The 20,990-nt window shown below is 58.3% G+C and carries 19 protein-coding genes; 8 read left to right on the forward strand and 11 right to left on the reverse strand.

The genetic code is table 11. The features are described from left to right. Nucleotides 1-18: 18 nt before the first annotated feature. The gene (locus ACIPR4_RS00715) at nt 19-1,017 is read right to left on the reverse strand and encodes a transaldolase (RefSeq protein WP_013566720.1); all 999 of its coding nucleotides are present in this window, start codon (nt 1,015-1,017) and stop codon (nt 19-21) included. 65 nt (nt 1,018-1,082) lie between these two features. Continuing rightward, nucleotides 1,083-2,216 carry a fibronectin type III domain-containing protein gene (locus ACIPR4_RS00720; RefSeq protein WP_144312261.1) on the reverse strand — a complete coding sequence of 378 codons (1,134 nt, stop codon included), beginning with the start codon at nt 2,214-2,216 and terminating at the stop codon, nt 1,083-1,085. A 248-nt stretch (nt 2,217-2,464) separates the two neighbouring features. Here ACIPR4_RS00720 and ACIPR4_RS00725 point away from each other — a divergent pair, with 248 nt between their 5' ends. Continuing rightward, the gene (locus ACIPR4_RS00725) at nt 2,465-3,166 is read left to right on the forward strand and encodes a helix-turn-helix domain-containing protein (RefSeq protein WP_013566722.1); all 702 of its coding nucleotides are present in this window, start codon (nt 2,465-2,467) and stop codon (nt 3,164-3,166) included. Between the two features lie 3 nt (nt 3,167-3,169). Here ACIPR4_RS00725 and ACIPR4_RS00730 read toward each other — a convergent pair whose 3' ends face one another. After that, nucleotides 3,170-3,724, reverse strand: coding sequence for a 5' nucleotidase, NT5C type (locus tag ACIPR4_RS00730; RefSeq protein ID WP_013566723.1), 555 nt, complete (start codon nt 3,722-3,724; stop codon nt 3,170-3,172). 168 nt (nt 3,725-3,892) lie between these two features. Here ACIPR4_RS00730 and ACIPR4_RS00735 point away from each other — a divergent pair, with 168 nt between their 5' ends. Further along, a complete protein-coding gene (locus tag ACIPR4_RS00735) occupies nt 3,893-5,536 on the forward strand; it encodes a DHA2 family efflux MFS transporter permease subunit (protein ID WP_049780748.1) in 1,644 nt (547 codons plus the stop codon). A gap of 270 nt (nt 5,537-5,806) precedes the next feature. Beyond that, nucleotides 5,807-5,941: a hypothetical protein gene (locus tag ACIPR4_RS23265; protein WP_281046994.1), complete on the forward strand. Its 135-nt coding sequence runs from the start codon at nt 5,807-5,809 to the stop codon at nt 5,939-5,941. Nucleotides 5,942-6,760: 819 nt separating this feature from the next. On the opposite strand, the gene ACIPR4_RS00745 is transcribed toward ACIPR4_RS23265, so the two are convergent. The 3 genes from ACIPR4_RS00745 to ACIPR4_RS00755 all read right to left on the reverse strand — a co-directional run bounded on the left by ACIPR4_RS00745 (nt 6,761) and on the right by ACIPR4_RS00755 (nt 9,980). Beyond that, the gene (locus ACIPR4_RS00745; protein WP_013566726.1) at nt 6,761-7,192 is read right to left on the reverse strand and encodes an OsmC family protein; all 432 of its coding nucleotides are present in this window, start codon (nt 7,190-7,192) and stop codon (nt 6,761-6,763) included. A 74-nt stretch (nt 7,193-7,266) separates the two neighbouring features. Next, a complete protein-coding gene (locus ACIPR4_RS00750; protein ID WP_013566727.1) occupies nt 7,267-8,913 on the reverse strand; it encodes a M28 family peptidase in 1,647 nt (548 codons plus the stop codon). Continuing rightward, a complete protein-coding gene (locus ACIPR4_RS00755) occupies nt 8,910-9,980 on the reverse strand; it encodes an A/G-specific adenine glycosylase (RefSeq protein ID WP_013566728.1) in 1,071 nt (356 codons plus the stop codon). The genes ACIPR4_RS00750 and ACIPR4_RS00755 overlap by 4 nt, the downstream gene beginning before the upstream one ends. Nucleotides 9,981-10,164: 184 nt before the next feature. On the opposite strand from ACIPR4_RS00755, the gene ACIPR4_RS00760 reads away from it, so the two are divergent. The 4 genes from ACIPR4_RS00760 to ACIPR4_RS00775 all read left to right on the forward strand — a co-directional run bounded on the left by ACIPR4_RS00760 (nt 10,165) and on the right by ACIPR4_RS00775 (nt 16,400). After that, a complete protein-coding gene (locus tag ACIPR4_RS00760; RefSeq protein ID WP_013566729.1) occupies nt 10,165-10,374 on the forward strand; it encodes a hypothetical protein in 210 nt (69 codons plus the stop codon). Nucleotides 10,375-10,574: 200 nt separating this feature from the next. After that, nucleotides 10,575-13,391: a M16 family metallopeptidase gene (locus ACIPR4_RS00765; protein ID WP_013566730.1), complete on the forward strand. Its 2,817-nt coding sequence runs from the start codon at nt 10,575-10,577 to the stop codon at nt 13,389-13,391. A gap of 100 nt (nt 13,392-13,491) precedes the next feature. Further along, nucleotides 13,492-14,235, forward strand: coding sequence for a DUF3142 domain-containing protein (locus ACIPR4_RS00770; protein ID WP_013566731.1), 744 nt, complete (start codon nt 13,492-13,494; stop codon nt 14,233-14,235). Between the two features lie 2 nt (nt 14,236-14,237). Further along, a complete protein-coding gene (locus ACIPR4_RS00775; protein WP_041585856.1) occupies nt 14,238-16,400 on the forward strand; it encodes a hypothetical protein in 2,163 nt (720 codons plus the stop codon). Here ACIPR4_RS00775 and ACIPR4_RS00780 read toward each other — a convergent pair. Together ACIPR4_RS00780 and rpoD are read right to left on the reverse strand one after the other, a co-directional pair. Beyond that, a complete protein-coding gene (locus ACIPR4_RS00780) occupies nt 16,394-17,212 on the reverse strand; it encodes an endonuclease III domain-containing protein (RefSeq protein ID WP_245536414.1) in 819 nt (272 codons plus the stop codon). The two genes, ACIPR4_RS00775 and ACIPR4_RS00780, sit on opposite strands and share 7 nt — an antisense overlap. Beyond that, on the reverse strand, nt 17,212-18,915 hold the full coding sequence (rpoD, locus tag ACIPR4_RS00785; protein ID WP_013566734.1) for an RNA polymerase sigma factor RpoD: 1,704 nt from the start codon (nt 18,913-18,915) through the stop codon (nt 17,212-17,214). Before rpoD ends, ACIPR4_RS00780 begins: the two co-directional genes overlap by 1 nt. Before the next feature lie 515 nt (nt 18,916-19,430). Here rpoD and ACIPR4_RS00790 point away from each other — a divergent pair. After that, nucleotides 19,431-19,787 (forward strand): hypothetical protein, encoded by a 357-nt coding sequence (locus ACIPR4_RS00790; RefSeq protein WP_187290229.1) that lies wholly within the window; start codon nt 19,431-19,433, stop codon nt 19,785-19,787. A 16-nt stretch (nt 19,788-19,803) separates the two neighbouring features. On the opposite strand, the gene ACIPR4_RS00795 is transcribed toward ACIPR4_RS00790, so the two are convergent. The 3 genes from ACIPR4_RS00795 to ACIPR4_RS00805 are packed head-to-tail and all read right to left on the reverse strand — an operon-like array spanning nt 19,804 to nt 20,990. Further along, the gene (locus tag ACIPR4_RS00795) at nt 19,804-20,271 is read right to left on the reverse strand and encodes an RES family NAD+ phosphorylase (RefSeq protein WP_013566736.1); all 468 of its coding nucleotides are present in this window, start codon (nt 20,269-20,271) and stop codon (nt 19,804-19,806) included. A 3-nt stretch (nt 20,272-20,274) separates the two neighbouring features. Next, nucleotides 20,275-20,685: an antitoxin Xre/MbcA/ParS toxin-binding domain-containing protein gene (locus tag ACIPR4_RS00800; protein ID WP_013566737.1), complete on the reverse strand. Its 411-nt coding sequence runs from the start codon at nt 20,683-20,685 to the stop codon at nt 20,275-20,277. A 53-nt stretch (nt 20,686-20,738) separates the two neighbouring features. After that, nucleotides 20,739-20,990, reverse strand: coding sequence for a hypothetical protein (locus tag ACIPR4_RS00805; RefSeq protein WP_049780749.1), 252 nt, complete (start codon nt 20,988-20,990; stop codon nt 20,739-20,741).

Genomic DNA, 20,990 nt, shown 5'->3' on the forward strand with positions numbered 1-20,990 from the left:
TTTTGGATCCAAAAAACGTTATGCGTTGACGGGCTCGGACTTCGCCAGTTCAGCGACGCGCTTGGCAAGGAGGGTTTCGAGCTCTTCGAGCGCCTTGGAGAAGCCTTCGATGCCTTCCTTCAGCTTGTCGTGGGCCATGCGATCTTCGGCGTGCATCTTCTCGAAGGTGGCCTTGTCCATCGGGATCTTCTCGATGGTTAGGGTCTTGGACTTCTCGGCATCAAGCTTCTTCTCCAGCGTGCCTTCCTTGGAGTTGAGTTCATCGAGGAGTTTGGGAGCGATGGTCAGCAGATCACAGCCCGCGAGCTGTTCGATCTCGCCGATGTTGCGGAAGCTGGCTCCCATGACCTGGGTCTTGTAGCCGAACTTCTTGTAGTAGTTATAGATCGTGGTGACGGACTGAACGCCGGGATCTTCGGTCGGAGCGTAGTCCTTGCCGGTGTCCTTCTTGTACCAGTCGAGGATGCGACCGACGAAGGGCGAGATCAGCGTGACCTTGGCTTCGGCGCAGGCGATGGCTTGGTGTAGACCGAAGAGAAGGGTCAGATTGCAGTGAATGCCTTCCTTCTCCAGCTGCTCCGCAGCCTTGATGCCGTCCCAGGTGGAGGCGATCTTGATCAGGATGCGGTCCTTGCTGACACCAGCATCGGCGTACTGCTTGATGATGGCGTGGGCCTCGGCCAAGGTCTTTTCTGTGTCGTAGCTCAGGCGGGCGTCTACTTCGGTAGAGACGCGTCCGGGGACGATCTCCAGAATCTTGCGGCCGAAGGCCACGGCGAGCATCTTGAAGGCTTCTGCCGCGACTTTCTTATCGTCGGCATTCTCGCCCGCGTTCTTCTTTGCGGTCTTGAGAACATCGTCGACAATCTGCGAATAGGCAGGCATATTTGCAGCTGCGGTGATAAGGGAGGGATTGGTCGTAGCATCCGTCGGTTTGAACTTTTCCATCGACTGCATGTCGCCGGTGTCCGCAACCACGGTGGTGAACTGCTTGAGCTGGTCCAGAAGTGTTGCCATCAGAGATCTCCTCGCACAACAGGTTGCCTTAATTTTACGCGCAATGGTGAGATGCCCGGACCCCCCTATGGGAGCGTTTCTTCTGTGGAAGAACTTCGGGGGCTTTCGTTTCCGGAACGGTCGATGGCGGTGACCCAATAAATATACTTGCGGCCCGCGAGAAGGACTTCGTCGTGGAAGGCGGTTCCAGGCTGGATCTGCGGAGTCAGTTTTGCGGTGATGCCCGAGACGGAATCCTTACGGTAGACGAGATATCCGGCCAGGTCGGTCTCCGCATTGGGTTCCCAGGAGAGGTCGATGGAGACCTTGCTCTCGTCGGATTTCGGTGTCGCAATGGAGTCCAGACCCGTGGGGGCACGGGGAGCGAAGGTGTCCGTGAGCGCGGAGCTCGTGACTGTAGAGAGGTCGCTGGAGACGGTGTAGGCGTGGCCTGCGAGGGTGACGGAACGCTCCCGGGCGACGGTGTAGATATATTTTTCGCCGCTGATGATGGAGGGGTCGACGGCTCCACCGGGATCGGGGCTAGCTTCAAGACGTAGCTGCGAGGCCTCAGGCTGGCTGGAAGATGGTCCTTTATAGATTTTGGATTTCTTTTTCGCTGTCTTCACGACCACCGGCGCATCAGCGCTGCTGCGCAGAATGTGGACGGTCTCGCCTGAGACTGAGTCGCCGACCGGATTCCAGGCGAGTTCCGCGCCCTGGCGGACGGCGCGCACGCGGAGACCAGCGGTCGGCGGTGGTGCCTGCCCTGCGGGAGCAAGGACAGTGGCGGCAGGGGCGCTTCGTCCGGCGGCGTTCAGCAGGCGGACGCGATATTGGAGGGCACGCACGGGCCCGGCCTGCAGTGCGGGGGGTAAGACGTCGTCGAAGCTCTCCGCCGCGCCGGGATGGGTTGTAATGCGGCCTGTAACGGCACAGGCGATGGCATTCGGGGTCTCGGTGCGGCAGATTTCGGCCGTTGGAGCCAGATATTTCTTACGCGAAGCCGGGGGAATCAGAAGGAGGCCATCCGTATTGCGCTCTGGAGTTGTCCATTGCAGGTGGACGGAGGAGCCACGGCGCTGCGCGGTCAGGTCGTTGGCAGTTTTAGGAAGGTTCAGCGAGGGTGCTTTGGGAAGACCTGGACTGGCACAGCCGGTAAGGCCCAGACCGATTGCCACAAGGGCGATTCCGGCCGGTAGATGTCTCTGAATGCTCACGATGAGCTTAGGCTACACCGAAGCCGCGAGGGGCCCAAAATGGGAATTAATCTGTCCACCCAAGGTTTTCGTATGTTGACCCAATCCAAAAAACGTTCCAAGACGTAGTTCTTATCAAATTGATATTTGAGCGAGGATATTTAAATGCGACCACATTAATATGGGTATCCAATTGACGCAATCATAGTGTTCAATGTCAGGCATTGCGCTAGTGTTCAGTATCGCAATAGAGCAGAAAGAGGCGCCCCATGGCTACACGTGCACTCCCCGATACGACTGGCATCCAAATCGAAAGTGAGGATGCCGAAGCGTTCATAACCGAGAAACGAATTGGCGAACGTATCAAGGCACTCCGTCTCAAAAAATCCATGGGCTTGGTAGAACTCGGTCGACACACTGGTCTTTCTGCGAGCTTTCTGTCGCAGTTAGAGACAGGACGCGTCGTTCCGACCTTAAGGAACCTTGCACGTATTGCAATGGTGTTCTCAAAGGACCTGAACTACTTTTTCGAACCTGAACCCCGGACGCTCTTTCGCATCCATCGGGGGAAGGAACGAGTACGTCTGCCCCAGACGGGTGCGGACCAACCAGCGTACTACTTCGAGAGTCTCGGCTACATGGTGCCGGACCGGGCGCTGGACCCCTATTTTGCGGAATTTCTGCCGGGTGTACACGGCGGTAAAGCGCATCAGCATTCAGGATGCGAGTTTCTTTACCTGCTGAAGGGCACAATGGCGATTCAGCATGGTGCGGAGAGCTATCAGATGGAACAAGGAGATGCGGTGTACTTCGATTCGAATGTACCGCACAGTTATGGTTGCGTGGGCGTGAATTCTGCGTCGGCGCTGATTGTCACCATGGCCTCGGGACCTCTTCAGCACCTCCCCATAAGGAATATCAAACCTCGTTCAGAGGTACCGACAGGCACTGACATACCGCGCGCGAGCTAAGCCTTAGGCAAGGTTCATGTCGTCGAGAAACAACTTCTCCACCTCAAGCCACGAGCTCACGCGGCGATGAGAGGTGACGAGTGCGTTGTGCGGAGCGTCGAAGAGTATCCCTTCGCCGCGAAATCCACGAAATTGGCGAGCATTATCGTCGATCAGGAAGTCTGCGTTCAGGATGGTCTTGTCTCCGCAGAAGACGATGTGCGAAGGCGGAATAAAGGAGAAGTGACGCTGCATCCAGCGGAACTTCGCAGCGAACGACGTAGGCACCTCCATCGCTGCCGAGGCGATAAAGATCTCATAGTGCTGCTGCAGGCGCTGCAGAACACGCTGCGCATCCGGCATGACCGGAAGGCTGTCGAAGAAGTCTTCCGAGCGAAGATATTCTTCCAGCTTGTTGTGGTGATCGACGGGGACGACCTGCCAGAGCCACTTGCCCTGCATGTCGGCCTTGGTGATCTGCCCGCCATGATCGCGGTTGTAGCGGAAGAGGTGTTCGGCTACGGTGTCCGCCATGACCTCGTCCATATCGATGCAGATGCGTTTCTGTGTGGTTTGCATAAGTTCTAGACAGGATACGACGTTATCGAGGTCTGGAGCTTCCAGCTAAAAGGAGCTTCCCCCGCGTTAATGCCATGAAGGCTCCTACCCAAAATGGGATAAAGTGCATCCGGTGTTCTCCGGGAAGAATCGAAGTAAGAGACTTTTATATAAACCCGGCAGGTTCAATTGGCGCAAACGGCAGTTGCAGAGACAGGACACCCGCAAGAGGTGATTGCAGAAAAGCCGTGGCGGCCCCGGGGGAATCCGTGGCTGATCGCGCTGACGGTTACGCTGGCCACCTTTATGGAGGTGCTGGACACCTCCATCGCGAACGTTGCGCTACCGCATATCGCGGGCGGTCTAGGCGCGAGCTCCGATGAAGCGACGTGGGTGATTACGTCCTACCTGGTGGCGAACGCCGTGATCCTTCCGGCTTCGGCGTACTTTACGACTTTTATCGGACGCAAAAAGTTCTACATGATGTGCGTCGTCATGTTCGGCGTCAGTTCCATGTTGTGCGGTCTTGCACCTTCGCTCGCGATGCTGGTCTTCTTCCGCATTCTGCAGGGTGCGGGCGGCGGCGGGCTGGGACCGAGCGAACAGGCGATTCTCGCCGACACGTTTCCACCGCATCAGAGAGGGCAGGCTTTTGCTCTGTATGGTTTGGCGGTCGTGGCGGCGCCGGCGATCGGACCGACGCTGGGTGGCTGGATCACCGATAACTACACCTGGCGATGGATCTTCTTCATTAATGTGCCCGTGGCTCTTCTTTCGCTCTACCTGACGAACAAGATGGTGGAAGATCCGCCACACATTGTTAAGGAAGTGGCGCTGTCCAAAAAGAACGGCATCAACCTGGACTACTTCGGTTTCGCGCTCCTCGGTCTCGGGTTTGGATCCCTGGAGTTTGTGCTCGATAAGGGACAGGAGGATGACTGGTTCGGATCGCACATGATCACGTTCTTCATCGGCCTCTGCGTGGTCTCGCTGGTTACGCTCATCTACTGGGAGCTGCGACAGCTGCGCATAGGGGAGCGACCGATCCTGAACCTGACGCTCTTCAAACGGAAGTCGTTTGCCGTGGCGTTTGTTCTGCTCTTCGTTCTCGGTTTCTCGCTCTACTCCTCGACCGTTCTGATACCGCAGTATGTGCAGACGTTGCTGGGCTATACGGCGGAGCTGGCTGGATTCGTGCTGTCCCCGGGCGGCTTTACGATCATGCTGATGATGCCGGTGGTGGGCTTCATGATCTCGCGTGTGGATCCGCGCTACATGATCACCTTTGGCTTCCTGCTGCTCTCCTGGTCGCTCTACCGCATGCACTCGCTGAGTCTGCAGTCGAGCTTCAAGGACATCATGTGGCTGCGTATCTACCAGGCGGCCTCGCTGGCGTTCCTCTTCATCCCGATCAACACGATCAGCTACAACGGTGTGCCGCAGGCGCAGAATAACGACGTCTCCGGTCTGTCAAACCTGGCACGTAATGTGGGTGGCTCCGTGGGCACTTCGTTCGTAGCGACGATGCTGGCGCGGCGATCCCAGACGCACCAGGCAGTTCTGGGGCGCAACTTGACCAACGGCGATCCCGCTTTCCAGGCGCGTATCCATTCCTTATCAAGCTTTCTGCAGGGGCATACGGGAGCCGGGAGCTCCAGCGATACGATTGCGGCGGCGCAGGGAAATATCTACAACCAGGTGCACTCGCAGGCGTCCATGCTGGCGTACCTCGACATCATGAGCGTACTGATGGTCTTCTGCCTGGCGGTCGTGCCGCTGGTGTGGATTGTGGGTAAACCGGCAAAGATGGCTAAGGATGCTCCGGTTCACTAGGGCGAAAATAAATCGGGAGTGTTGGATCTCTTGCAGGCTCCAGAAAGCGCTTATCTGGTGAGGCAAGTCCAATTTGGGAATTAGTTTGATCTGGACCTGATTCCCGCGCCTGCTTCAAAAATAATCATTCCATGCGTCCGGGGTTGGTTTATAACCGCACGGCACGGCTTGCAAGTCTTGCTGTGTCCGTGAATCTCAACTTGGGCGTTAAAGTCGCGTGCCTAAGAACTCATCACAGATAGTTTCCACTCTGAGCAATCTAAGGAGAACATGATGAATTGGACCGATGCGAATCAACATGTAGAGCAGTTCCGCGCAAAACTTACCTCGACCGCTACCTCTCAAACCTTCCCTTCGACTTACTGGATTGTCATCAGCAACGGATTGGGCCAGGGACAACCCTGATCGTCTTGCCGCAAGGCGGGAACTTGTGGGTATTTTACGAATATGGCAGTGCACAAGCGCAGATGATTGAGATTTGGCATCAGGGAGGAAGCACTACCCCGATCAACCTGGGGCAAAACGTGATTTCGGTTGGACCAAACGACTTTCTTGTCTATCAGCTGGGAAATCCGGGTGCCGACACAATCAAAGTGGGCTATCAATACGTGTAAATCAGAAGCGGATCCCGCTCTAAAGCAAAACAGAGGAGGCCCGGCAGTGTTGCCGGGCCTCTCTTGTAAGCGGGTTGATTCAGAATCCAAGCAGACGCTTCGTAGGCAGTACAACCATGGCGCGAAACTTCAAAGAACTCAGGGATAAGCTGTCTTCGACGAAGTCGTGGTTGACGTCATCTCCCCGAGGAAGACATCGGCATGGCCGCTTAGATCTGGAAGATTTGATTCTCTACGTCGTACTGATTGCACTCAGGGCAGTCTTTGTTGGTGCCGATCTCGTTATGGCAGGTAGAGCAGTAGCCAAATCCGCGTCTCAAATTCTTCAAAAAGTTCAATATCCGGGCGATCACGTTCGCTCTCCTTGCTGCTGAGACCCAAGTAGCTAGGTAAAACATGGAACTCCAGATTTGTTCGGTGTGCGGCTAATTTATCAAAGCCCCGGTCATTTTTCTTCCGGTTGACAGGCATTACGAACCCTAAAAAGCACAACAAGAGGCCCGGCGATATGCCGGGCCTCTCTTGTTGTAAAAGCAGATCCCTTCGCTTTGCTACGGGATGACAAAGGGGTCGCGTGGGATGACGCTGTTTTACTACAGCGCGGAGTTGCTTATGCGAGTGTTGCTTCGAGGGTGATTTCAGCGGCTGCGAGCAGGCGTGAGATGGGGCAGTTTTCCTTTGCGGCCTTGGCGATCTCGTCGAACTTGGCTTTGTCTAGTCCGGGAACCTTGGCGGTGGTGGTGAGGTGGATCTTGGTGACCGTCGGTGCGCCGTTCACGAACTCCAGGATCACCTTGGCCGTGGTGGCGACTTCTTCGCCCTTGGTGCCGTTCTTTTCCAGTTCGGCGGAGAGCGCCATGGAGAAGCAGCCCGCGTGCGCGGCAGCGATCAGCTCTTCGGGGTTGGTGCCCTTGCCGTTTTCAAAGCGCGAGACGAAGGAGTAACCCTGGTCCTTCAACACGCCGCTCTGTGTGCTGATGGTGCCTTTGCCATCTTTGAGTCCGCCTTGCCATACTGCGCTGCTGCTACGTTCTGTCGCCATGTTCGTATCTCCTTGAAATATGCTGCGGTTGATTGGATGCGCCGTGAACCAATTGGCGTCCAGATAGAAAGTGTTTAGCGTTCGCTCTTTTTGCGGGTTGCTTCGAACTCATCCCCGTGGTTCCACTCGATGGTATGCGGGGCAGAAATGGCGAGCCAGCCAAGTTCCATGCCAAAACGAGCGAGCTTGGCGGGAGCCCGGAAATCCATCTCCGGCGTGTAGTTGTCGGAGAAGTTGTGATAACGATGCTCGTTATAGTCGTGCTCCTGCGCGTCTCCCCAGGCGGCGTCGTGGCCTTCGTACTTCGAGCCGGGGTCTACAGAGAAAGCAGGAATGCCTTCACGCGACAGCGAGAAATGGTCGGAGCGGTAGTAGGTGCCAGCCTCCGGCCGGGGATCGGGGACGATCGCAAGACCGAGCCGTTTTGCTGTCGCCTGCACGGTGGGGTAGAAGGTCATACGCTGCGCACCGTTGACGTTGACCTCTTCCGGAACACCGATGGGAAAGATCCCGTCGAAGTTGATGTCGAGCGCGATCTGCGCTGCCGGTACGGGCGGGTGCTGGCCGAGATACTCGGAGCCGAGAAGCCCCTGCTCTTCGGCGGTGACGGAGGCGAAGTACACCGAATGGGCCGGCTTGACCTTCAGCGTAGACCAGGCGCGCGCAAGCTCCAGAAGAAGGCCTACACCTACGCCGTTATCGACCGCGCCGTTATAGATGTTGTCGCCCGCCATACCCGGTTTGAATCCGAGATGATCGTAGTGTGCGGAGTAGAGGACGGCCTGATCTTTTCCGGGAGCGTTCGTGCCGGGGAGTTTTGCGATGACGTTGGGCGAGAGGAAAGGACGGATCGAGCTTTCGACGTGCCCTTTGAGTTTGATGGGAAGCTCCATGCCTTGGAAGCCGCGTTTGCCTGCGGCGGCAAAGGCATCCTCAAGCGTCATGCCGCTGGCTGCGAAGATCTTGCGTGCCACTTCAAGCTGAATCCACGAAGCTCCCGCGAGCTTGGGATTCGCGTCATCGGCGAGATACGTCTTCTCGCCGGTATTGGAGTTTTTGACGACATCCCAGCCGTAGCTGGCGAGGTCCGTGCGATGGATGATGAGCGCTCCGATGGCTCCCATGCGCGCGGCCTCTTCAAACTTGTACGTCCAGCGGCCGTAGTAGGTCATGGCCTTGCCGCCGAAGAACTTCGGGTCGTCCGAGGGTGGATCGCCCACGATGCAGAGGATGACCTTTCCTTTGACGTCGAGGCCAGCGTAGTCGTCCCATTGGAACTCAGGCGCACGCGCGCCGTAGCCGACCCAGACGATGGGTGCATCGAAGTCCGCCGTGGGGTTGTGCTGCTGATTGGATGCGGTGTAGTCCTCGCCGAAGGTCAGCTTGATCGCTTTGCCCTTGGTTGGTTCCAACGTGTAGTTGGTATGCTCCGGGTCGGCTTTGACGCCGACGAACTTCACCTGCTGCAGGTACGTGCCGTTGTCGCCCGCAGGCTCTAGGCCGTCGAGGGCGAACTGCGTGGCGATGTACTGCGCCGCGATCTCGGAGCCGCGCAGGCCGGGGCCTCTGCCTTCGAGAAGATCGTCTGCGAGAAAGCGCACGTGGGCGCGGATCTTTTCGGTGTCGATGGATTGCTCGGCGGCTTTGACCGCGGGAGGAACCATCTGCGCGGCGGCAGCGAGAGGAAGTGCCACGGAGCTCAGGAGGGCGAGTATCTTCATTTGGATTCTTTCTCTAAAAGGTTAAGGGCTGGTGGCATGACGTTGGTGCGTTCCAGGATTTTGCGGGCGAGGCCCGTGAGCGGCAGACGGTGCAGAGCGCTGGTACGCATCCATGTTAGACCGTCTCCGGAGAATGTCTCCGACGGAAAGGTGAAGACCTCAACGTAGTAGTTGGTGCTGGTGATGCTGTGGCGAAGGCGCAGCGTAGGCTCTTCGCCCTCGGGAGCGTCTTCGAGGGGAGCGAGCTCGTACATATTCGGCATCAGGCTCTCGGTCTTTGCGCGACGACAGAGGAGGACCTGTTGTTCTCCCCGGCGCATACGGAGGACGAGGCCGTAGCGAATCAAGCGGCTGAGTAGCTTCTTGCGCGGAGCGGTGACGTGCTCGCCCCGTGTCTGGCAGAGTTCATAAACGGGACAGACGACGCAGAGAGGGCCGCGTGGAAGGCAGACGGTCGCTCCGAGCTCCATCATGGCCTGATTGTGGTCGCCGGGCTTGCGTGCGGGCACCAGGGCCTGTGCCTGCTGCGTGATGAGGGCACGACCCGCGGCGGATTTGTCCTCGGGGCGACCGGCGATGCGGAGGAGGACACGCTCCACGTTGCCATCGACGACGGCGATGCACTCGCCGAAGGCGATGCTGGCGATCGCCGAAGAGGTGTACTCGCCAATGCCAGGGAGGCGGCGAAGCTCCGCTGCCGTGCTGGGAAGCTCTCCTTCGTGCTCTTCCACAACGAACTTGGCGGCGCGATGCAGCATGCGTGCGCGACGGTAGTAGCCGAGGCCGCTCCAGGCGGCGAGGACGGCGTCCTCGTCCGCCAAAGCAAGTGCGAGCATGGTGGGGAAGTCCTTGAGGAAGCGGTTGAAGTGATCGATGACGGCGTTGACGCGTGTCTGCTGCAGCATGATCTCGCTGAGCCACGTGCTGTAAGGCTCGACGGTTGTGCGCCAGGGAAGGACGCGGGCGTGGCGGCGGTACCAGGCAGAGAGCTTGCGCCGGAAGAGAATAATTTCTTCGACGCTGAGTTGGGGAACAGCTACTTCCTGCCGGTCACGCTTTGCGCACATCTTCCAAGCATATCTGCGACTTAGCGAAATCTCGTTCGCGGACAGTTTTGGTCGTAGATATTGCGGTCTAACTGAGTCGCAATTTACAGAAAATAAAGTGGTTAGTAGGTTTGATTCAGGCGGTTGTGCGGGCAACGCGCCGGTGAGTTTTTCAATCTACTTAGACAAGTTCAGGAGGTTCGATATGCAGTCAGTTCAGGATGGACAATGTGGACTCTGTGGCCATTATGGCGAGAACCATGCCAAAACCGATGTGCTTGTGAGCATTGTAAGCAGCAAGCAGGCCGAAACGACAATTTTGGACGAATGCGGTCATCCAAAGCATGCGTCACTTCACCTGAAGGTCACGCCGATCAGCGGTTGCGATGGCTTTGTGCAGGCAGCAGCAGCTTAAGTTTTCATCCCTTTCTCGATGACCCGCATGCTCAGCATGCGGGTCAGCTTCGTTTAAATCGCTTTTTTATGGAACGCCTTTGATATTCTGCCTCCACTGGGTGAAACTCCCGGAATCATGTCCGCAAACGTCTTACCTCTGACAACTTCCCACCTCAAGAATTTTCTTCAAGACCGTCGCACAGAAATGAGTCCTTGCCCATGAAGTTCCACCGCCGCGCCCTCGTTCTCGCACTTTCGATTGGCTTCGCTGTACCGATGCTCTCCGTGGCACAGGCGCCCGCACCCAAGCTGGTCGCGCCAAATATTCCCTTTGAGAAGTACACGCTGCCCAATGGATTGGAGATTATCCTCTCCGAAGACCACACGCTTCCGGTGGTCTCGGTAGATGTCTGGTTTCACGTAGGCGCGGCGAATGAGCGTGCAGGACGTACCGGGTTTGCGCATCTCTTCGAACACATGATGTTTGCCGGTTCAGGCCATGTGCCGAACCGCGCGGCGGACCGCCTTCTGCAGGGCGCAGGCGCGGGCGAAGTAAATGGTTCGACTTCCTTCGACCGCACGAACTACTTCGAGACTGTTCCCTCCAACCAGCTTGCTCTGGGACTCTGGCTGGAGAGCGACCGCATGGGCTTCCTGTTGGATACCGTCGACCGCGAGAAGCTGGGCATTCAGCGCGATGTTGTGCGCAACGAGCGTCGCCAGCGCACGGAGAGTGTTCCGTACGGCATGGGATTCGAGACGCTCTTCCACGCGCTTCTGCCGAAGGAACATCCTTACTATGGCGTCGTGATGGGATCGCATGCGGACATCGAAGCTGCGCGCATCGGTGATATCCGCGACTTCTTCAAGCAGTACTACGCGCCGAACAACGCTACGCTGACGCTGGTGGGCGACTTCAAAAAATCTGAAGCGAAAGCGATGATCGAAAAGTACTTTGGTCCGCTGCAGCGCGGTGCAGAACCCACTCCCGCATCGGCAGTCACGCCGGCGATCACCTCCGAGCGCGACGTGACACTGACCGACCGCGTGCAGCTTCCCGCGCTTCTGATGGGATGGATCACACCTGCCTCGCTTACGCCCGGCGACGCGGAGATGGACCTGATCTCAGCAATCGTGGGTGGAGGCAAGTCTTCCCGCATGTACCAGGAGTTGGTCTACAAGCAGCAGATCGCGCAGGCAGCGAGTTGTTTTCAGCAGTCGATGCATCTGACCTCCATCTTCGGTTGCCAGTTGATCGCGCGCCCCGGGGTAAAGCCTGAGCAGTTGCAAGCCGCGGCGGACAAGGTCTTTGCGGACTTCATCGCCAACGGGCCGACGGACGAGGAGTTGTCGCGCGCACGTACCGAATCCGAAGCCAGCCTGATTCGTCCTTTGGAAGATGTGCAGTCCGTAGCTGAGACGCTGCAACAGTACAACCAGGCTAAGGGAGATCCCGGCTACCTGCCCAAGGACCTCGCGCGCTACGAGACCGCCACCAAGGCCTCTGTCATGGAGGCTGCGAAGCAGTATCTTGTGTCGAACAAGCGCGCAGTGGTGACCATCATCGCGGGACAGAAGAAGCTGCAGGACGTTCCGCAGAGCCCCGCAGACACGGACAAGGATTTCAAGTTCGACAAGGAATATACGCCGGAGTTTTACGCATCGCAGAAGTTCCGCGATAACCCACCAGCGGCTGGCCCCACGCCCAAGGTGAACCTGCCTGTTCCGGTGACCTTCACCCTTTCCAATGGTCTGAAGGTTCTTGTGACGGAGCGCCACAAGCTTCCTCTGATCTCTGTGGATCTGGTTGCGAATGCAGGCAGCGCACAGAATCCTGTAGCGAAGCCCGGGCTTGCGGGCTTCACGTCGTCGGTCTTGAATGAGGGCACGACGACGCGGTCGTCGACACAGATTGCCAACCTCTCGGCGGACCTCGGTGCTGCTCTGGGCGCGAGTGCCGCAACGGAGATTGCCGAGGTTAGCTTGTCGACCCTCACAAATACCTCCACGCCGGCGATGGAACTCTTCGCTGACGTAGCGCAGCATCCTGCTTTTGATGCGAAGGAGATCGAACGCGTCCGCGCACGCCGGAAGACGGCGATTCTGCAGAGTAGCGAAGAGCCGGGAGCCGTTGCCTCGAAGGTCGGTCTGCGTGCGCTCTATGGAGCGGATTCGCCGTATGGCTATCCGGCCAGCGGAACCACCGAATCCACCACAGCCACAACGCGCGAAGATCTCGCGGGCTTCTACAACAACCACTACGGGCCGAAGAATGCCGTGCTGGTCTTTGCGGGAGACATCACCGTCGCGCAAGCGAGAGAGATGGCAAACAAGTACTTCGGTACGTGGAGTTCCACTGCACCCGCAGTACCGGCTGTCGCAGCATCCGGGAAGCCTCTCAGCCATCGCATCCTTGTGGTGGACAAGCCGGGAAGCCCGCAGACGGCGCTGGTGGTGATGCAGCGCGGACCTTCGCGCGCGACGCCGGACTATCCGGCCATTGAGGTGATGAATACCTCGTTGGGCGGCTCCTTTTCTTCGCGCATCAACCTGAATTTGCGCGAAGATCACGGCTATACCTATGGCGCATTCACGCAGTTTGCCTTCCGCCGTCTGACGGGATACTTCGTTGCCAGCAGCGACATCCGCAGCGATGTGACCGTTCCTGCGGTGAAGGAGTTGATCGGCGAGCTGAACAAGATCCACACCACGCCGCTCACACCGGACGAACTGAAGAGGTCGAAGGACAACGCAGTCTACTCATTGCCGGGGCAGTTCCAGACCAATGCCGCATTGGCCTCGGCGATGGCGCAGCTGTGGATCTACAACCTGCCACTGGATTACTTTGGAAAGCTGCCCGCTCAGTTTGAGACAGTTACGTCGGCTCAGGCTGCGGAAGCCGCTACCAAATATGTTCGCCCGGACGAGAGCGTCATCGTTGCGGTGGGAGACAAGGCAGCGATTGAGCCAGGGCTGAAGGACCTGAAGCTGGCCCCAGTGGAGGAGTGGACTACGGACGCTGAACCGAAGAAGTAGATTTTCAGTCCTGGAGCGAAAGAGAAAGCCGTGTCTTGGAAGGCGCGGCTTTTTTCCTGCTTGACGATAGTGGCTGCGTGCCTGAGAGTGAATCGCAGAGATGCGTTTCCTGCGCGGACTTCCACTGATTGCCGCGGCCCTGCTTACGTTGAACGTTCAGTCGCACGTTACGGCGCCCGCGCTGAGCGTGCTTCCGGGAATGCCGCGCGTTACCGTGTGGGCGTGGCAGCGGAGGGAAGACCTGCGCTCCGTCGACGCGCGGACGACGGCCGTGGCCGACCTGCGACGGACGATTCATCTGGCGGGAGATACCGTCGTGGTGGAGGCACAGCGAAATACGCTTGTACTCCCTGTCGACGCGAAGCGTATCGCGGTGATCCGGATCGATTCCAAAGATATCCCCCTGACGATAGCGAGTGTGGAGGCTGTGGTGGATGATGCCGTGAACGCGCTGCAGCCCGGGGATCGTGTCTTGCAGGTGGACTTCGATGCGGTGAAGTCGCAGCAGGGGTGGTATCGCGAGCTGCTCGTGGAGCTGCGGCGGAGGATGCCACATTGGATGCCGCTTTCGATAACAGCCCTGGCAAGCTGGTGCACTACGGACCGATGGATGGGCGGTCTGCCGGTGGACGAGGCGGTGCCGATGCTCTTCCGCATGGAACCGGATCACCGGCGGGGCGCGCGCTATGACGCTGCGCACGCTGATCCGCTCTGCCGCGCGTCTGTAGGGATTTCGACCCTCGAGGCGTGGCCCCACGGCCTGGCGGCGCAGCGCGTCTATATTTTTCCCGATCGTGGATGGCGTGAGGACGACTTAAGAGAGACGGTGGGTGAACTGCGATGACGATGTCTCGACGTACTGGACTGCTGCTGGTCCTGTGTTTTGTTGCCTTTCCTTTGCTGGTGGTTTCGGCCTGCGGACCAAATTTCGAACCGGACGTTTTTGTGCCGAAGTATCAGCCGCATGCGCCTGAGCGATTTGCGCGTGGTGAACTGGGAGTTCTGCAGCCGGGGTACTGGATCGCCGAAAAGGTGGTGGCCTTTCGTTATCTCAATGGGGGACGGTTGGACGAAGAGGAGCAACGTCAGTGGAAGAACGTCGAAGCTCCTCTCTTTTCCACGCCGGAACTTACCGGTGTGGATCGCTGGAAGGCGGCGCGCGCGGCAAGCGGTGTAGACGTTTTGCCCTGGAAAGACCTCGGCCAGGAGATTTCCGCTCAATTCGTGCAAGGGAACTTGAAACAGGAATACCGGCATCTGAACTGCCCGAATGCGGCCTTTGATAAGGCTGTGGCCACACTCGCGGAACGCAGGATCGCTTGGGGTGAAAAGAGCGATGCCTTGAAGGATTGGATCGCCGCGCAGGATGCCGTGTTTTCCAACTGCTCGTCGAAGGGTGCGATGCCGCCTGACGCGGCTGCGGGGGCACCGCTTCTTCTACAACAGGACCGCACATATCAGCGGGCGGCGGCGATGTTTTATGCGGGAGATTATGTCGGTGCGGAAGCTGCCTTTGCGGCGATCGCGAAGGATACGACATCTCCATGGAGCAACTGGGGAGAATATCTGGCGGCGCGTGCGATGGTACGCCGTGCGGCGATGACAGGGGCTTTCAACGATCCTTACAACGGCAAGGCGGCAACGTTTGACGTGGCCGTTTTGCAGGCTGCGCGCGAGCGACTGATCGCCGTTCTGCACGGAACAAAAGAGGAAGCGGTACGTCATGCAGCGCAGGCGGAGATCAACTTTATCCAGATACGGCTGGCACCGGAGGAGCGTGTGCGAGAGCTGGCGCTCACGCTGGGTGGACGGGAGCGCGATGCGGAGTTCGGGCAACACTTGATCGACTTTCGCTTTCTTTTGGACCAGGGGAAGACGGGCGATGCTCCTCTCGTGCAGTGGATGGGGAAGAAGGGGTATGCAGAGGCGATAGCGCATTGGAAATCGCACCGCGATCTGCCTTGGTTGATTCTGGCGCTGCAGACCGCTGATTCCGCAGATCCCGAGTTGCTTGCCGCCGCAGCCAGTGTGCCTGAACGTTCGCCGGGATATGTGACGGCGCAGTATCACCGCGCACGACTGATGACGCTGAAAGATCCGACGGGCGCGCGTGAAGTGGTGACGCATGTGCTGCCAGCCGCGAAGGGCGATGCGGCCTCTACGAATGCTCTGCTGGCGCTGCGGATGCAGACGGCGCGAACACTGGAAGAGATACTGCAGGATGCTCCGCGCGAGGTCCTGAACTTCACTTCAGAGTCAGCCATGAATGCAGGATGCGTGGGCAGTAAGAACTGTTCCGCAAAGTCACCGGTGAGCCAGATCGACCAGGACGCGGCGGAGATCTTCGACGAACAGATGCCGCTTTCGTTGTGGCTGGAAGCTGCAGTCAGTCAGGCACTCCCCGAGCACCTGCGCAGGGATGTTGTTCTGGCAGGATGGATGCGCGCAGTGCTGTTGCAGGATGCAGATGCGGCAAAGCGCTTCTCGGCATTGCTTCCCCCTGAGATACGGGCAATCGCAGGCAATGACGTCACGTTTCACGCGGCGCTGGCTTCTCTGCGGAGCCCAGGGCTGCGGCCCTACTTGGAGCAGGGAGTGCAGCGGGTGGCGACCTACAACGTGATGGATGAGTTTCGCGACAACTGGTGGTGCACGGTGAGCACGGACCGCACACAAGGGGAAGACGCTTCAACGATTCTGCCTCGTACGGGCAAAGCGCTGTTTCTTACTGAGACACAACGCGCACAGGCGAAGAAAGAGTTTGAGGCGTTGCAGCAGAAATCGAATGGAGCGATCTGGAATGCGACGGTTGTAAGCGACTGGGTGACGGCGCATCCGGAGGAGAAGGATGGTGCCGAAGCGCTGGCGCTGGCCGTGCGGGCCACGCACTTTGGCTGCTTCCCCAAGGATGAAGCACCGAAGAAGGCCGCGAGCAAGCGCGCGTTTACGCTGCTGCATGCGCAGTATCCGAACTCCAAGTGGGCAACGGAGACGAAGTATTACTACTGATTCTCTTGAGCAAGTTCTCCAAGGCGTTGCGTTCCGCCACCCGTTGGACAGACTTCGCGTAGAGCGCAGCGGCTACACCGCGGTTCGCGGAAGGTACAGCGCTCCTGGCCGTGGAGCTTTACGAGAGAGTGATGTTCGTCCATTTGTTCCGCGGTCCACTCTTCCGGTGCGATGGCCATAAGTTGCTCTTCGACTGCACGCGCGTCTGCGCCTTTGGGTGCAAGGCCGAGGCGGATGGCGATGCGTTGGTGGTGGCTGTCGATGCAGATGGCCTTGCGGTGGAGCCAGGAGAAGTTCACTACTGCGCCGGAGGTCTTCACGCCGACACCGGGAAACTGCTCCAGCCACGCGCGGATCTTTTCCGTCTTGTAGGTTGCCAGAGAGTCGAGCGAGAGCTTGCCTACGCGGCGGGTGATTTCTTCCAAAGTTTGTTTGAGTTGCGGCGCTTTCCTGTCAGGAAAGGTGGCAAGCGCGATGCTTTCTTCGATCTCGGCGACAGGTGCGTCGCGCAGTTTGTCCCAGCAGACGATGCCGTCTTCGCGCGGCCAACCTTCGTAGCGGTCGCGCAGGGTGCGGAGGACGGCATGGCTCTCAGGCGTCTTGGTGCGGGCCGAAAGAAGAGAATAGATGAGTTGTGTGAGTGGATCCCAAACGATGCGTGGTGTAGGTGGACCATACATGGCGCGCAGGCGCGCGTCGAGATCCGCGAGTCGATGATCGGGCTCGTGCGATGAGGGTTCTTCTTCTGCAAAGGAGAAGAGCCCCGGCATGATGCCGGAGCTCCCTTCTTGATTCTGTTTGCTGCGGGCCATTAGATTTCGCGGACACCGTCGACGAACGCCTTCAGTTTGCGCGAGCGGCTGGGGTGACGCAACTTGCGGAGGGCCTTTGCCTCTATCTGGCGGATGCGTTCACGCGTGACCTGGAAGCTCTGACCGACCTCTTCCAGCGTGTGTTCGCTGCCGTCTTCCAGACCGAAGCGCATCTTGATGACGCGCTCTTCGCGCGGCGTGAGTGTACGCAACACCTGCGATGTGTACTCCTTCAGGTTCACGGAGATCACGGCGTCGGACGGGCTGACGGCCATGCGATCTTCGATGAAGTCGCCAAGATGCGAATCTTCCTCTTCACCGATCGGAGTTTCGAGCGAGATGGGTTCCTGCGCGATCTTGAGGACCTTGCGGACCTTTGCGACGGGAATATCCATGCGCCGGGCAATCTCTTCCGAGGAGGCTTCGCGGCCAAGCTCCTGCACCAGCTGACGCGAAGTACGGATGAGCTTGTTGATCGTTTCGATCATGTGCACGGGGATACGGATGGTGCGTGCCTGATCGGCGATGGCGCGCGTGATGGCCTGACGAATCCACCAGGTGGCGTAGGTCGAGAACTTGTATCCACGGCGGTACTCGAACTTGTCCACGGCCTTCATGAGGCCGATGTTGCCCTCTTGAATCAGGTCGAGGAACTGCAGACCGCGGTTGGTGTACTTCTTCGCGATGGAGACGACGAGACGAAGGTTGGCTTCGATCAGCTCGCGCTTAGCCTTCTCCGCGTCCATGTCGCCCTGGATCATCTCGCGCTGTGTACGCTTGAGATCTTCCACGGTCAGACCGGCATCGACTTCCAGGCGATCGAGATCGACCTTACAGTTCTTCTGCTGGCGCTTGTATTCCTTTTTGAGCTCTTCGGACTTCGAAGCTTCGAACTTGGCATCGAGCTGCTTGATCTGGCGCTCGAGCGTACGCATCGCGTCGACGGTCTTGTTGACCTTGTCGAGGAGGCGCTTCTTCTCGCCGTTCGTGTACTTGAGCTCACGGACGATGCGTGTGACCTTGACGAGTTCTCGGCCGGCCATCCAGCGGTGCTTGCGGAGATCTTTGGCCTTGGCCTTGGCATCTTTACCGACGGGGTTGGTGATGCGGTCCTGCAGGCTCTCGGCCTTCTTGTAGTGCGTGACGAGCAGGTCGATGCGCTTGACGGTCTGCTTGACGCGGGCGGCGAGAACCTCTTCGGTCAACTCTTCTTCGTCGAAGGTAACGACTTCCTTTACGTTCCGAACACCACGCTTCAGGTCTTCGCCGAGGCCCATGATCTCGCGGATGACGATCGAGGAGCGCGAGATCGCCTTCATGACGCGGAGCTGGCCGCGCTCGATGCGCTTGGCGATTTCGACTTCACCCTCGCGGGTAAGCAGGGGAACGGTGCCCATCTCGCGGAGGTACATGCGGACGGGGTCGTTGGTCTTTTCCAGCTGACCGGGCGTCAGATCGAGTTCTACGTCGTCAGACTCTTCCTGCTCTTCGTACTTGTCGCGCGCGTCGAACTTGTCTTCGCCGCCGAGGACATCGATACCCTGCGTATTGATGGTGGTCAACAGGTCGTCGAGGTCATCCGGCGTGGTGATATCACCGGGCAGAAGGTCGTTGACCTCGCCGTAGGTAAGGTATCCCTTTTCCTTGCCGGTATCGACGATGCGGTCTACGTCTTCTTCGTACTTCTCAATCTCTTCAGCCACGTGCGGGCCTCACATTTCTTAAAAAATATTTCGGGAATCCTGAGTGCAGGCGCAAAAGCGACGGGCGCGGGTACACTTCTCCCTGGGTTGGTACTTTTTCGTTTGAGCCGGGGAATCAATGTGCGATTCTTGGATCGCGGCGGCAGGTCACCACACTAAAGTGTTGGTACCATCGAGGCGCAATTCCCCAACTTGACATAGAATACCATCTTTTACATAGACGGCCTACGCCCAGAAAAGGATTCAATGGGTATGCCTTAGTGGCTGGTTGTAAGTGCTGAAAATCTGTTTACGTCCAATGAAAACCACGCTAGGATTTCGGCATCAGGAGCGTTTCTCTCATGGTTCGATTTGCGTCAGTTTGCGCCGTTCTTCTGCTAAGTGTCTCCTCGCTTCTTGCCGAGAGCAAGAACCCAGCTGATTACCCCCTTCGTTTCCATATCTTTAGCCGGAATGAGACCACCTTTTATCACAATCGTTCAGCCGAAGAGGCTAAAGGAGAGGGAAGAGGGGACTTGTACGAAGGCGGCGAAGCCAAGGGCGTCGATTTCTCCTTCGAATGCTCGGAAAAGCTGAAACCTTCCTTCGGTTATGAAACCTATCCGGCGAAGTGGCATAAGCCAGGCAAAGAGATTACTGTTCTTCTCCCTGTTTTCGGCAAAACGGGCTCTTTCTTTACCTGCAACCTGAAAACCGATGTCAAAGACTTCGCCTACGCCATGCGGAGCGGTGGACGGCTGGTCTCCATGCCGGTGGGTAACTTTAAAGAGTGGATGACTAAGCACGACTACGACCCGGAGCACGGCAAGAATACGCCCACCCAGCCTGAGGCGGGCCCCTCCGAAGCAGGCACCCCCGCCCCGCCGAAATAGACCTGTTTTGTGGGAGTTATCTGGAGAGCAGACGGAAGAGTCGCCGGTCATAGGCGACTCTTTCGGCTCTTCTGACCTTGAGATGGCCTGCATCGGGCGCCAGCGGATTGAGAAGATAATTAAAGGAGTAGGGCGCGACGGCGGCAGGCACTTTAAGAAGCGCGGACTCTCGCCCAAGCAGCCATTTGTCTCCGATAGCCTGGGTTCGTGTCAGGGCGCTTTCCCATCCTGAGGCCAACTTTGGGGCTTCCCCTATGGCGATCTCTCTTTCCATCACAATCTCGAGAAGCTGGAAGGTGTCGGGCAAAAGGTCGGCTGAGCCTTTCAGGTTGACGAGCGTTTCCAGGATGGCAAGTGCTGGCGATTCAGCTAGATAGGCGATTCGTTTGCCGCGCTCGGCGGTGTGCCAGCGTCCGTCGGCTCGTTCTCCGCCGAGGCCGTCGAGTGTGTCGTAGTTGCTGATGCGCCAGAGGATATCCACCATCGATCAGGTGTAGATGCCTTCGTCGATCTGCCAGAGCATTTTTTCGACCAGCCGCCCACCAGCTTCTGTCACCAGCATCTGGAGAGGGGCACGGCTCTGCAGGCGGTCATCCGGCATGCGGAGCCAGCGGAGGGCTTTTTCAGCGTTGTCGAAGATGCGGGTGGCCATCTCGAGGATCCTGCCGACGCGAAGAACCCGGTCCGTCTGTTCCAGGGTGAGGAGGCCGCCGCTCGCCTCGCGATGCTTCAAGCTGCGGGGCGAGATGACGATGGAAGCGACTTCGGAGAAGGTGAGGCCGAGTTGGCGAAGGCTGTCGATGGAGGCCGTCGACGCGCCATGTTCCACGGCGGTCGCCAGATCGAACTCCGATCCGGAGCCAAGACCAATCGATTCGGCAAACGGCACAGTCGCCATGCTTCACCTCTTCTTGCATTATGCCATAGAGTGATAAGGCATAATGTCTTGCCTCATCCAAACAGGCCTACGGTCTGGGGAGGAACGGGGAGGCCGGTCTTTCCGTCGTCGCAGCGGGGGCACTTGCGCTGGTGGATGGAGATGCCGTCCGAGCCGTACTCAAAGAGGCAGCTGGGGCGTTGGCATTGCAGGTGGTAGACGTACTGTCCGTCGCGGCCAGCGTCCATCCAGGCGACGCGGCGGAGAACCTTCTGGCGTTTGGAGTTGATGTATCCGGCTTCGGTGGTGAGGCTGCGTGTGGCCAT

It is taken from the genome of Terriglobus saanensis SP1PR4 (assembly GCF_000179915.2).
GTDB lineage: Bacteria > Acidobacteriota > Terriglobia > Terriglobales > Acidobacteriaceae > Terriglobus > Terriglobus saanensis.